The sequence below is a fragment of the Actinomadura napierensis genome (genome assembly GCF_039529375.1).
Lineage (GTDB): Bacteria > Actinomycetota > Actinomycetes > Streptosporangiales > Streptosporangiaceae > Spirillospora > Spirillospora napierensis.
In genome coordinates this window covers 1-12,232 of the sequence record NZ_BAAAMR010000184.1, presented here as the reverse complement: position 1 = coordinate 12,232, position 12,232 = coordinate 1, and the positions used below count along the sequence as shown (strand labels likewise).

The window sequence follows — 12,232 nt, the reverse complement described above, 5'->3', positions numbered from 1 at the left end:
CCGTACCCCCCGCTTCTCCTGCTCCCCCCCCTCCCCCTCCCCCCCCCCTTCCGGGCGCGGGAGACCCGGCGGGCGGACGCGGCGGCCGGCGGCGGCCTGCGCGACGCGCTGCGCGTCCCCGAGGCGCGCAGGCGGCGGTTCCTGACGGTCGTCGTGCCGCTGGCGCCGTGGGTGTTCGCCTCCGCGGCCGTCGCCCTGGCCTACCTTCCGGGCCAGGTCGAGGACCGTCTCGGCGGGTACGCGCTCGTCTACAGCGCGGCCGTCGCGGCGCTGGCGTCCGCGGCCGGGATCGCGGTGCAGCCGCTCGCCCGCCGCGCCCGCACGCCGCAGCGGCTCCGCACGGCCGCGATGGGCCTCGTCATCGCCGGAATGCTGGTCGCGGCGGGCGCCGCCGCCGCGACCAGCCCCTGGCTGGCGGTCGCTGCCGCGCTGGTGCTCGGCGCGGGCTACGGGTCCTGCCAGGTGTGCGGGCTGCAGGAGGTGCAGCGGCTCGCCCGCCCGGACCGCCTCGCCGCGCTGACGTCGGTCTACCAGGCCGTCTCCTACCTCGGCTTCGCGGTGCCGTTCCCGCTGGCCGCCGCCGGACGGCTCGCCCCGCCGGCCGTCCTGCTGCTGATCACCGCCGGGCTCGCCGTGCTGACTCTCGTGATCCCGATACTCGCCGGGACGGCGGGCGGCCCTGCCACCGCGAGCCGCCGACCGCCGACCGCTCAGCCGGAACCGGCCGCCGCCCGGAACGTCCGGCGATAGGAGTCCGGTGAGACGCCGAGGGCGCGGCTGAAGTGCCGCCGGAGCGTGGCGGCCGTGCCCATCCCGGTCCGGTCGGCGATCAGGTCGATGCCGTCGTCGGTCGTCTCCAGCAGCTCCTGGGCGCGCTGGACGCGCTGGGCGTGCAGCCACTGCAGCGGCGTCGTCCCGGCGACCGCGTTGAAATGCCGGGCCAGGTTGCGGGAGCTCATCCCGGCGCGGCGCGCGAGATCCTCGACGGTCAGCGGCTCGTGCAGCCGGGCGAGCGCCCACGGGAACAGCTCCGCCAGCGGCTCGTCCCGCCCGGCCGTGACGGGCGCCGGGATGTACTGGGCCTGCCCGCCCGGACGGTGCGGCGGGACGACCAGCCGCCGCGCCAGGTCGTTCGCGACGGCCGCGCCGTGGTCGAGCCGGACGATGTGCAGGCACAGGTCCATGCCCGCGGCCTTGCCGGCCGACGTCATGACCGTCCCGTCGTCGATGTAGAGCACGCCCGGATCGACGTCGACGCGCGGGTACAGCTCCGCCAGCCGCGCCGCGTGCATCCAGTGCGTCGTGGCGCGCCGCCCGTCCAGCAGCCCGGCGGCGGCGAGGACGAAGGCGCCGGTGCAGATCGACACCACCCGGGCGCCCGCCTCGTGCGCGTGCCGGACCGCCGCGACGAGATCGGCGGGCGGCTCTTCCAGGACGTTCCGGCACGCCGGGACGATGACCGTGCCTGCGGCGGCGAGCCCGTCCAGCCCGTCCGGGGCGGTCACCTGGAACCAGCCGCCGAGCCGGACGGACGCGGGGGCGCACACGGTCAAGTCGTACCAGGGGTCGGCCAGCCCGCGGTCCACGCCGAACACCTCGCAGGGGGCGGCGACCTCGAACAGCGTGATCCCTTCGCTGACGGCGAGCGCGACCGTGGCCATGTCCGGAATCGTACGCCCATGTCCATGTCGGACACAGCGCATCCGGCCCCGTGCCCGTGCCGGGGACGCCGGGGCGCCCGGCCGGCCTGCGGGTGGAAGGGCCGGCCGGGCGCGCGCGGTCCGGTTCTCGGGCGGCGCCGGTGCGGGGCTCAGCTGCGGGGGCGCCTTCCGGGCCCGTCCCCCTCGCCGCGCGCCTCCTCGTCCCGGGTGACCTCGACGCGCTCCTTGCGCAGCTCGCCCCGGACGGTCTGCTCGTCCCGCACCTGCTCGGTGCGGACGCGGACCCGCTCGACAGGGACGGTCTCCTTGTTCACGACCGGGACGTCCTCGTAGAGGATGATCTCCACGTCGTCCTCGGTGACGTTGACCTTCATGTCGGGCTGACCGTCCCGGATCGGCTCGCGGTCGATCTTGATCTCCTCGTGGGTGACCGGCACGGTCCGCTCGACCATCTCGGTCTCCACCCACTTGCGCACGTGCACGCGGCCCGCCTCGTGCCGCTCGGTGCCGATGTGCAGCCGCTCCTCGGACCGGGTGACCTCGGTCATCGGCGCGCCCGGCTGCCCGGGCAGCGGCTCGCCGCGCCCGCCGCGCTCGGGACGCACGGCCATCCCGGCCGCGCCCGCCGTGCCGGCCGCGCCCGCCGTCTCGCCGGCGCCCTTGGTGCCGCTGGTTCCCGCGGTGCCGGTCGTGCCGGCCATGCCGGACGGCGCCTTGCCCTCGGCACCGGTCGTGCCCTGCGCGGACGGGCCGGTCTCGCCCGTGCCCGTACGGCGGTCCGCGTCGCCCTCGGCCGTGCCCGTGCCTTCGCCGCCCTCCGTGCGGCGGCCGCTCGGCGGGCGCACGCCGTAGTGCCGGTAGAGGTCGACGATCTGCGCGTGCGACAGATGCTCGTCGGCGTTCACGTTGGGCGCGCCCTTGATCGTTTCCTTGTCGTAGGGGACCTGCAGCATGTCCTGGGCCTTGCGGGCGCCGGACAGCGGCACGAAGCTCTCGCGCATCCCGAACCATCCGGTGTGCACGGTCACCCACTCCGGCGCGCCGGAGTCGTCGTTGAGGTAGACCTGCTTGACCGTGCCGACCTTGGTGCCGTGGGTGTCGGTCACGCTCATGCCCATCAGTTCCCGCACCTGTGTCTGCGTCTGCACGTTGAACACCCCCGAGTTGCCTGATTACCTCCTGATTTTTCCCCATCGCACTCCGGTAAACGCGTTTACCCAATGATGAACGGCGATTTGCCCAAGCCTTACCGGCTGCCGCCGGGACGCCGCGGGCGCCCTCCGGCCGCCGCGCCGACGTTTTCCGGAAGATGCGCAGATGCCCGTCTATTCGACAAGGGCGCTATTCGCAACGTGGTGATCATTTTAGGCTGCGCCCGTTTGCCTTTTCCGGCGCCGCGAAAGACTCACGGCTGGAGCGCGAAGGGCCGCACCGCAGCAGCTGGACCGACACATCGGAGAAATGGCATGGACGACGTCTCGCCCGCCGGACGCGGGCGGCGCACCGGCGCACTGTGCACCACGGCGCTGGGCGCCGCCGCCGCCACGGCTCTGTCCTGCGCGGTCACCGCGGGACCGGGCACCGCACTGGCCGCCCGGCGCCCGCCCGTCTGGTGCAAGCCCGGCGGGGCCCTTTCCGCGCGGGCGATGCCGCAGAAGGTGCGGATGTCCGACTGCGACCTGCGCGGCCGGGTCGTGCGCGGCGAGAACGGGCTCGCCGCGGCGGTCCCGTCCGACGGCACCTCGGTGACCGCGCACGCGCTGGGCACCGACGGCGCGTCCGAGCTGCGCATCCGGGTGGACGAGCGGAAGGGCGAGGTCACCGTCACCACCGTGGGGACGCGGGTCCCGCAGGGCCGGCCGCGGCAGTTCCGCGCGCCGCTCGACCCCTGCAAGGACGGCACCTACCAGCGGGAACCGAGCAAGTGGCCGAAGGGCGCCACGATCGAGTGGCACTACTACGCGGGAACCGCCGGACTGCCCATGTCGGGCGTGTCGACCGGGATCTCCAACGTGTTCAACGCCGCGACCGACTGCAATTCCGCCCGGAAGTTCACGCCGCCGCCGGACGTCTCGGAGAAGTACGCCGGCGAGACGGGCACGGCCCCGAACGTGACCACCGAGGCCACCTGCGGCGACCGGGACGGGACGAACGTGTCCGGCTGGGAGGCGATGCCGGCCGCCGAGCCGGAGATCCTGGCGGCCACCTGCACCTGGTACCGGGGCTCAACGACGATCGAGAGCGACACGGCGCTCCAGGCGCAGGGCAAGAAGTGGTGGCCGGGCCCGCAGGACGGCTCGTCCTGCCCGGCGGGCAGCTACGACGCCGCGGCCGTCACGACGCACGAGGCGGGCCACATGCTCGGCCTCGGGCACGTCGAGGGGTCGCAGCACTCCGCGCTCACCATGGCGCCGACCGTCGCGGCCTGCGTCGACGACCCGGCCACCCTCGGAAAGGGCGACTACGACGGGCTCATCGCCCTTTACGGCGGCCGCACTTCGACGGCATAGCCGTCATTTCTTCATCTTGCCGACGACGACGATGCGCCGCCGGTCCGAGCCCTTCGGGGTGCAGCTGATGAGCGTGACGTACTGACCGTCCGGCGCCTTTCCGGGCTTGAACGGCACGGGTTCCAGCGCGCGCCGGTCGGTCGGCCTGATGACGTGCCTTCCGCGCACCCGGTACACGTAGGTCCTGTGGTGCGCCTTGAGGACGATCCGGTCGCCGCGCCGCATGGCGTCCAGCCTGCCGAACGGGTGCTTCCAGGTGGTGCGGTGCCCCAGCAGGACGATGTTGCCGAGGCGTCCGGGAAGGGCCGTCCGCGGGTAGTGCCCGACGCCCTGGCTGAGCACCCGCTCCGAGACGCCCTCCCGCACCTTCATCGCCAGGTGCATCCGCTTGATCCCGATGGTCGCGATCACCTTGCCGGTCTTCGACCGGGCGGCGGCCGGCGCGGCCGGCGCGGCACTCGCGGGCGGCGTCCCTACAGCGGCCACGCAGCCGGCGGCGAGAAGGCCCGCCGCGGGCAGCGCCCGGACCCGGGCGCGGAACGTTCTGTCGATCATGGTCTCCGTCTCCTGAACTGTCTCCGTCTCCTGCGGTCCCGGGAGCCGGACGGCGCCGCCCGCACGGGAGGGCGGCGCCGTCCGGACGCGGGAAGGGGGCGGCACGTCTGCCGCCCCCTTCACCGGCTGCCCCGGCGGTCCGGATCGTCATCCGGGCCGGCCGCGGCTCAGTTGGTCAGCGGGGTGCCGAGCTTGACCGGGACCTGGTTGCCCTGCGGCAGCTGCGTGTCGGCCTTCCCCGGCGTCACGCTCGCGACCGGCTTGGCCACACGGGTGACCTTGCCCAGCAGCTCCTGCACGGCGGGCATGCCGTCGGCGCTGCGGTAGTCCGGGACCGTCGCGACGCGCTCGCTCGACCCGCGCAGGGTCGACGGCAGCTTGTGGTGCCCGGCCGCCGGACGGTGCTTGGCCGGCTTGTAGTGCTTCTTCTTGTGCGGCTTCTTCGGGGTGCGCAGCGTCGGCGGCAGCTTGTGGTGCTTGTGGCCGCCGCCGGTGATGACCGCGGCGCCGCCCTTGCAGCCCGCCTGCGCGATGCCGAGGACGGCGCCGATCGCGTTGCCGCACACGTTGATGGGCGCGGAGATCGGCGCGTACACCTGGTTGCCGCCCAGGATGCTCATGTTGCCGGACGTCTTCATGTCGGGCCGGTCGTCGCCCTTGCGCGCGACGACGGCGCCGCCCTTGCAGCCGGCCTGGGTGATCCCCCCGATGAGGGAGATCGCGTTGCCGCACACGTTCACCGGCACGGAGATCGGCGCGTAGACCTGGTTGCCGCCCAGGATGCTCATGTTGCCCGACGTCTGCATCTTCTTCCCGCCCTGACCGCCGCCGCCGCTCCAGGCGCCGTCCCAGGCGGCCATGCGGCCGTTGCCGGCGGCGTCGGCGGTCCCGGAAGCGGGTGCCGCCTGGCGCTCGCCGGGCGTCGCGGCCCGGCCGCCGGTGCGCTGGCCGCCGTCCCCGTCCTTGTTGATCACGGCGGAGCCGCCCTCGCAGCCGGCCCGCGCGATGCCGATGACGGCGCCGACGGCGTTGCCGCAGACGTCGACCGGGACGGAGATCGGCGCGTAGACCTGGTTGCCGCCGCCGATCGACATGTTGCCCGAGGTGTGCATGTCGCCGCCCTCGCGGCCGTGGCGCTCGACGGCCGCGCCGCCCTTGGAGCCGGCCTGGGCGATCCCGGCGACGGCGCCGACGGCGTTCCCGCTGGCCTCGATCGGTATCGAGATCGGCGCGTAGACCTGGTTGCCGCCGAGGATGCTGAGGTCGCCGCTCGTGGTGGAGTCCGCGAAGGCCGGGGCGCCGAGCCCGCTCGCCCCCATGGCGACGCAGCCCGCCGCGACGAGCGCGGCGCGGCCCGTGTTCCTTGCCCAGATGCGCATGGTGTTGCTCCTTCTTTCGGTGAATCGGTGAATCGGTGATGATCACTGCGTGCACCGTCCGGGTGAGCGCAGCGGGCAGCGGCCTGGCCAGGGCCGTGCCGTTGGGAGAAAAGATCGGTGGATGCGGGGGAGGCGGCCGTCCGGCCGGTACGGGCTCGCACGACGGACGCGTGCGGCAAGGGCCCGTACCGCGGAGGCGGCTTCCGGCCGGGGACGCGCGGGATCGCGCGGACGTCCGGCGGCGGGTGCTAGTCGGGGACGACCGAGGGACGGCCCGGGGCCGCCTTGTCGGTCAGCGCGGTCCGGTGGAACGCACCGGACGCGAGGGCGCGCGGCGCCTGCGGGTGCGCGGCGGCACCGAGGTCGGCGACGGGGCCGAACGGGTGGCCGCCGGACGGCGGCCCGCTGCGCGAGTTGCCGTCCTGCTCGGACGGCATCGCGGGAGCGCCGGGCACGCGGTGCCCGTCCCCGCACATCCGGCAGTGCCCGCCGGAGCGGTGGCCGCCGGACGACGCCTTCGCGCCGGCGTGGCGGGCCGTCTTGGAGGCCGCCGCGATCTGCGCGTGCGCCTTGCCGTGGGCCCTGGCGTGCGCGGCGCCGTCATGACGCGACGACGCGTGCGCCTTGTCCGGCTGCGCGCCGTGCGGCGCGGAGTGCGGGGCGGCGACGCCGTGCACGAGCCGGCCGACGCCGGAGCCGGACGTGCGGACGTCCGGGAGCCGCAGGTGCGACGTGCCGGTCGCATCGGCCGTCTTCTTCACCGTGGTGCCGACGGTCCGGACCACGCCGCGGGCCGCATGCCCGCCGTCGTGGACGGCGTCGTGCCCGCGCCCGGTGAGGTACGGGACCGGGCGCGATCCGGCCTCGCGGACGTCGCCGGCGACGGCGCCGGGCGTCCGGTCGGTGGGGCGTCCGTGCTCGAACCGGAAATGGCGGAGCGTGGAAAGCCCGTCCACATCGACCGGGCTCCATTGGGCGGACCGATCCGTTCCCGAACCCGTGTCATTGCGCGGTGATCCGCCTTGCGCGGCGTGCGCGGACTGGTTCATGGAACTGAGCGCGATCCAGCCGGCGAACGCGAATCCGGCAATGGCGGCCACGCGCACCAGAACGTTTCCGAGGGCACGCCGCCGCCCGTCGGGGCGGCTCGCCCCGTCGCGGATCGGTAGGCGTCGCACTGCGGAAACTCCTCGCTCCGGGCCCTCGCGGGGCCGTCGTCCGATGTCCGGTTCCTGGCCGGTCGGCATGACCGTAGCACCGCACCGGGCGCTTTCACCGAGGTGTCATCGGGCAGGTCGGCGCGTCTTTGCCATTGTTTACCCGGTCATGGAATCCGCTTTTCCCCGGCGCGTTCGCCGCCCCGAGAGCAGGCCGTTTAACTGGACTTCGCCCGAATTAGCGCGACTCGTCACCGGGCGTCCCCGGCCGCCCCGGCATCCGGTTTCCCCCGATGTCCGGGAGAAGCATGGCGCGCGGTATCCGATGCGCTACATTCGGTGACACGGTGGCCGTCTAGCCGAGGAGCCGACCGCATGCCCGACCCCTCGCCCGCGAACACGTGGCCCCGGCTGCCGCACCGGTTCCTTCCCCGGCCGGCCCGCCCGCGCCCGCCCGGCGCGCCCCGCGCGCGGCCGGTCCGCTACTCGGTCAGCCGCGAGGGCATCCGCGCCGTCGGCGGTTTCCGCAGGCCGGAGCGGATCCTCACCCGTACCCGGCCGGAGTGGACCCGCGCCTGGACGCTGTTCGCCCGGCTCGAATGGGCCATCGCCACGTCCCGGGTCGAGCGGGTCCGCCGCCGCGCCCACCCGCTCTGGCGCTGACACCAGCGGGCCCATCCGCAGGGCCCGTGAAACGCGGGCGCCGGTGGCGCGCCGCCTCGGCGCGCCACCGGCGTCGTCCCGTCCGGTGCAGGATCCTTCGACCGGAGAGATTCTTCTCCCGTGCCTTACCGGGCGTCCGTCTCCAGTGCCGGCGCGGTCGCGGGCCGTACCGGCGCCGCCGCCGGAGGCGTCCGGTGCACGATGTGCCGGGCGATCCGCTGGGCCGCGAAGCCCGCGCCGTGCACGAACCGCATCACCGGCCCGAACGTCGGCGCCGCCGCGAGCCCCGCGAAGTACAGCCCCGGCATCGAGGACTCGAAGTTCGCGCTGAGCACCGGCGCGCCGAGCCGGTTGTCCACCCGCACCCGCAGCTCCGGCGAGAGCATCGTCAGCCGCTCCACGTCCGGCACGAACCCGGTCGCCGCGATCACGTGCTCGGCCTCCACGACCAGCCGCCGGCCCGTCCGGTCGACGGTGGTGACCGCGATGACGTCGTCCTGCTCGACGGCCTTCACCAGCCGCCGGCCCGTCGACACGCGGATCCGCTCGTCCAGCCGGTCCCGCAGCCACCAGGACCCGGCCGGCGGCAGCGTCTCGCGGACCAGCCGCAGCCGGGTCCGCTCCGGCAGGTACCGGACGAGCCCGGGCCGCTGCGACCACACCCACGTCCGGTACCCGGTGCCGAGCCCGGACCGCGGGCCCTGGCGCAGCCGCTCGGGGAGGGTGCGGTGCTCCTTCGGCACCGTGTTCCAGTCGATCTCGCCGCGCCGCGCGATGACGTGCGGGTGCGCGCCCGCGTCGGCGAGCAGCACCGCCGTCTCCAGCGCGGACTGCCCGGCGCCGACGACGGCCACGTCCTTGCCCGCGAACAGGCTGAGGTCGCGGTGATCGCCGCTGTGCGAGACGAGCCAGGACGGCATCCCCGCCAGCTCGTCGGGGACGCGCGCGAACGGCCCGACGCCGACCGCCATCACGACCGCGCGGGTCGCGATCGTCTCGCCGGTGGACAGCGTCACCGCGTACCCGGACGGCGCGCCGCGCTCGACGCTCACCACCTGGACGGGCTCGGTGCCCGGCACGGCCTGCTCGGCGAACCAGCGGCCGTAGGCGACGAAGGTGTCCAGCGGGATGGGCCGGCCGAGCCGCCAGTCCGGGTGGCGGTCGGTGAAGCGCAGGCCCTCCTGCGGCGCCCCGAGGTTCGAGGCGAACGGCTCGGACTTCAGGTGCATGCCCTCGGGCATGCTGGTGGCCCAGTACTCCATGGGCGTGCCGATGACCCGCACCCCCAGCCCGAGGTTCTGCAGGTGCGCGGCGGTCGACAGGCCGTAGGGCCCGGCGCCGACGATGACGACGTCGCTGACCGAATCGGTCATTTCTCGTTCCCCCGATGTGTGTGTCAATGCGTGTGGAAGGGCCGCCCGCGGGCGGAGGCGCCGCCTCAGGACGGGCGCGGGACCCGCCGCCGGGCCACGCGCAGCACGCTCTGCCGGCCCATGGCCAGGAACGGCGGCAGGTCGTCGCCCGCGTACCAGGCCAGCTCGTCGGCCTGGCGCAGCGGGCGGAGGGTCCCCGCGCGCAGCAGCGGACGGCCGATCGTCTGCTGCAGGTAGTGGTTCTCCACCAGCAGCCGGCGGCCGAACGCCGGCAGCGCCGGCGGGACGTCGCGCCCGGACTGGTCCAGGTGCAGGACGCGGACGAGGTCGAGCCCGCGCCGGTCGGTGAACAGCCGGAACTGCGCACCGATCCGCGGGTTGAAGTCGAGCAGGTGGTAGGCGCCGGTCCCGGCGTCGAACCGGAAGTCCAGGTCGACCAGCCCCCGGCAGCCGAGCGTCCGGACGATCTGGACCGCGAGCCGCTCCAGCTCCGGGTTGCGCGCCCACTCCCCCGCGATCGTGTGGCCGGCCTGCGGCGGATGCGCCAGGTGCTTGCGGCCGGTGGCGCCGAACAGGCAGTCCAGCGACGCGTCGAAGTAGCCCTGGAAGAACCAGTCGCCGCCGGCCTTCGGGATGCGCCGCTGCAGGATCAGCGGGCCCGCGTCGCCGTGCGGGTCGCGCCGGAGCCCGGCCGCGAACAGCCGGTACGCCTCGTCCAGCGTGTGCGCGACGGTGGTGCTGCGCATGCCGGGCGGCAGCCGCCACGGCCGCGCCCATTTCGCGATCAGCGGCAGGCCGAGCTCGGCGGCGGCGTCCTCGACGTCGGCGGCGCTGCGCGGCGTGCGGCTCTGCGGGCACGGCACGCCGTGCTCCCGCAGCGCCGCGATGAGCTGCGACTTGTCGGCGACGCGGCGCGGGACGCCCGGGTCCTGGTGCGGGAAGGCGAACGCGGGCGCGAGCGCCTCGGCGTGCTCGGCGACGAACAGCGCGCCGGCGTCGTCGACCGGCAGCAGCAGCGCCGGGCGGCCGATCCGCTCGGCGATCCCGTGCAGGTGGCGGAGCAGCTCGGCGGGCCGTTCGGCGGGCGGCGCCCACGGGTGCCCCCGGTACAGGTAGCGCGACCGGGCGGCCGGGCTGGCGCGGCCCTCCAGGATGGCGTGCACCGGCACCCCGGCGCGGCCGAGCGAGCGGATCGCGGCGAGGCTGCCGTGGTGGAAGAAGTTGTGGTCGGTGCGCAGCAGCAGGACGGGCAGCCCGGGATCCAGCAGCGGCCGCGACGGCGGCGGCACCGCCTCCGGGGGCGGCCCCCCGGAGACCCGGGACCTGCGCCCGAAAGGCTGGGTCAGAGTGTCGAGGAACATCCGCGTCAGCCGGCCGGTTCCGGCGGATTGTGGCGCACGGCGAGCCTTCCCTTTCAAGGTAAATTTTGTGATCGGCCGCTTGGCCGATTCGTTCGCTGCGGCCGCCAGAGGGCATACGATACGCATGCGAGCTGCGAATATCCATTCGACCGGGCGGCGGCCGCAGGAAACGCGGCGGAAAAGGCGCGCACCGCTCCTTCCGTTCTCTCCGGTATTGCTCGCCTCCGCCGCACTGGTCGCGCTCGCGGCGTCCACCCTGGTCACCTGGTTCCAGCCGCAGGCGGCCCATAAAACGGTGAATTATGTGCCGTTGGGGGCATTTCTCGGGTCCGGCGCCGAGGGCGTCGCGCGGGTGGAGCGGTTCCAGCGCTGGCTCGGCTCCACGGTGACGGTCGGGCGCACCTACCTGCCCGGCGACTCGTGGGAGGACGTCGAGGGCCCGCCGCAGATCCTGCAGCCGTGGACGCGCTGGCGGGAGGCCGACCCGGCCCGGACGCTGGCGGTCAACGTGCCGATGATGGCCCCGAACGAGGCGGAGATGCCGCCGATGGTGCTGTCCTCGCTGCTGCGCGGCGGCGCGGCGGGCGCGTTCGACGACCACTACCGGGCGCTCGCCCGCAACCTGGTCGCGCTGAACGCCGGCGACTCGGTGCTCGTCCTCGGCTGGGAGATGAACGGCGACGTCTACGACGGCCGGTGCGCGCCCGACCCGGGCGCGTGGAAGGCGTACTGGCGGCGCATCGTCACGGCCATGCGCGCGGTCCCCGGCGCGCGTTTCCGGTTCGATTTCGCGCCGACCCGCGGCCACGACGCCATCCCGTGGACGGAGTGCTATCCCGGCGACGACGTCGTGGACATCATCGGGTCCGACAGCTACGACCAGCCGCCCGGCGGCTCCTTCCAGGACTACATCGACCAGCCGTACGGGATGAAGGCGCAGGCCGACTTCGCCGCCGCGCACGGCAAACCGATCTCCTTTCCCGAATGGGGCCTGTTCCGCAACTCCGACAACCCCGAATATATCCAGGGAATGCATGACTGGATCGTTTCGCATAACGTCGTCTACCAGTCGATCACGGACTACTGCCCGCACGGCGTGTGGGAATGCGGCGCCAACCCGCGGTCGGCGCAGGCCTACCGCGAGCTGTTCGGCGGGGTGACCGCCCCGTCGCCCGGCCCGTCGGGCAGCGCCGCCAATCCGCCCGCCGGCTCGCCCGCCCCGGCGTCCCCACCGGCGTCGGCACCGGCGTCCGTTCCGCCGCCGGTGCCGAACCCCGCACCCGCGGCATCGCGCCCCGCGCCGCCGCCCGCCCGGCCCGCGCCGCCCGCGACGAAGACCGCGCCGGCGTCGGCTCCACCGCCGGTGAACACGCCGCCCGCGCCGCCCGCCGACCCGGCGCGGCCCGCGCCCGACATCGCCAGGGCCTCCGAGTCGGCCAGGACGTCCGCGCCCAGGAGCTGAGCCTCCGACGTCGAGGCGGCCGCGAGCACCCGGGTCGCGCCGTCCGGCACCGGGGCGCCGGCGGCCTCGCGGGCGACGGGCCCGAGCCGCGCCACCGTCTCGGCGATGTCG

General features: G+C 74.6%; 11 protein-coding genes. 4 read left to right on the top strand and 7 right to left on the bottom strand.

The features are described 5' to 3' along the window. Positions 1 to 750 (top strand): MFS transporter (locus ABD296_RS47200; RefSeq protein ID WP_344284287.1); only part of this gene is annotated, 750 nt, incomplete at its 5' end. Here the strand turns inward: ABD296_RS47200 and ABD296_RS47195 are convergent. Both ABD296_RS47195 and ABD296_RS47190 read right to left on the bottom strand, forming a co-directional pair. After that, positions 711 to 1,661, bottom strand: coding sequence for a GlxA family transcriptional regulator (locus tag ABD296_RS47195; protein WP_344284284.1), 951 nt, complete (start codon positions 1,659 to 1,661; stop codon positions 711 to 713). The two genes, ABD296_RS47200 and ABD296_RS47195, sit on opposite strands and share 40 nt — an antisense overlap. 149 nt (positions 1,662 to 1,810) lie before the next feature. Further along, positions 1,811 to 2,809 carry a PRC and DUF2382 domain-containing protein gene (locus ABD296_RS47190; protein ID WP_344284281.1) on the bottom strand — a complete coding sequence of 333 codons (999 nt, stop codon included), beginning with the start codon at positions 2,807 to 2,809 and terminating at the stop codon, positions 1,811 to 1,813. Positions 2,810 to 3,127: 318 nt separating this feature from the next. On the opposite strand from ABD296_RS47190, the gene ABD296_RS47185 reads away from it, so the two are divergent. Further along, positions 3,128 to 4,171 (top strand): matrixin family metalloprotease, encoded by a 1,044-nt coding sequence (locus ABD296_RS47185; protein ID WP_344284278.1) that lies wholly within the window; start codon positions 3,128 to 3,130, stop codon positions 4,169 to 4,171. Between the two features lie 3 nt (positions 4,172 to 4,174). Here ABD296_RS47185 and ABD296_RS47180 read toward each other — a convergent pair whose 3' ends face one another. The 3 genes from ABD296_RS47180 to ABD296_RS47170 form a co-directional block, all read right to left on the bottom strand. Beyond that, entirely contained in the window at positions 4,175 to 4,726 is a 552-nt protein-coding gene (locus ABD296_RS47180; protein WP_344284275.1) for a class E sortase, read from the bottom strand. A gap of 167 nt (positions 4,727 to 4,893) precedes the next feature. After that, positions 4,894 to 6,105, bottom strand: a complete 1,212-nt coding sequence (locus ABD296_RS47175) for a chaplin family protein (protein WP_344284272.1) — start codon at positions 6,103 to 6,105, stop codon at positions 4,894 to 4,896. 248 nt (positions 6,106 to 6,353) lie between these two features. Continuing rightward, complete coding sequence (locus ABD296_RS47170; RefSeq protein WP_344284269.1) at positions 6,354 to 7,061, bottom strand: hypothetical protein; 708 nt, start codon at positions 7,059 to 7,061, stop codon at positions 6,354 to 6,356. Positions 7,062 to 7,637: 576 nt separating this feature from the next. On the opposite strand from ABD296_RS47170, the gene ABD296_RS47165 reads away from it, so the two are divergent. Beyond that, positions 7,638 to 7,925, top strand: a complete 288-nt coding sequence (locus ABD296_RS47165; RefSeq protein WP_344284266.1) for a hypothetical protein — start codon at positions 7,638 to 7,640, stop codon at positions 7,923 to 7,925. A gap of 125 nt (positions 7,926 to 8,050) precedes the next feature. On the opposite strand, the gene ABD296_RS47160 is transcribed toward ABD296_RS47165, so the two are convergent. Beyond that, positions 8,051 to 9,298 (bottom strand): NAD(P)-binding domain-containing protein, encoded by a 1,248-nt coding sequence (locus ABD296_RS47160; protein WP_344284263.1) that lies wholly within the window; start codon positions 9,296 to 9,298, stop codon positions 8,051 to 8,053. 65 nt (positions 9,299 to 9,363) lie between these two features. Further along, a complete protein-coding gene (locus tag ABD296_RS47155) occupies positions 9,364 to 10,659 on the bottom strand; it encodes a carboxylate--amine ligase (protein WP_344284260.1) in 1,296 nt (431 codons plus the stop codon). A gap of 214 nt (positions 10,660 to 10,873) precedes the next feature. Between ABD296_RS47155 and ABD296_RS47150 the strand changes: the two genes are divergently transcribed. After that, positions 10,874 to 12,121: a glycoside hydrolase family 26 protein gene (locus tag ABD296_RS47150; protein ID WP_344284257.1), complete on the top strand. Its 1,248-nt coding sequence runs from the start codon at positions 10,874 to 10,876 to the stop codon at positions 12,119 to 12,121. Positions 12,122 to 12,232 lie beyond the last annotated feature (111 nt).

Excerpts from the sequence above, each read along its gene's own strand:
- ABD296_RS47175 (WP_344284272.1), bottom strand. The coding sequence starts at position 6,105 with ATGCGCATCTGGGCAAGGAACACGGGCCGCGCCGCGCTCGTCGCGGCG.
- ABD296_RS47180 (WP_344284275.1), bottom strand. The coding sequence starts at position 4,726 with ATGATCGACAGAACGTTCCGCGCCCGGGTCCGGGCGCTGCCCGCGGCG.
- ABD296_RS47195 (WP_344284284.1), bottom strand. The coding sequence starts at position 1,661 with ATGGCCACGGTCGCGCTCGCCGTCAGCGAAGGGATCACGCTGTTCGAG.
- ABD296_RS47155 (WP_344284260.1), bottom strand. The coding sequence starts at position 10,659 with ATGTTCCTCGACACTCTGACCCAGCCTTTCGGGCGCAGGTCCCGGGTC.
- ABD296_RS47185 (WP_344284278.1), top strand. The coding sequence starts at position 3,128 with ATGGACGACGTCTCGCCCGCCGGACGCGGGCGGCGCACCGGCGCACTG.
- ABD296_RS47160 (WP_344284263.1), bottom strand. The coding sequence starts at position 9,298 with ATGACCGATTCGGTCAGCGACGTCGTCATCGTCGGCGCCGGGCCCTAC.
- ABD296_RS47165 (WP_344284266.1), top strand. The coding sequence starts at position 7,638 with ATGCCCGACCCCTCGCCCGCGAACACGTGGCCCCGGCTGCCGCACCGG.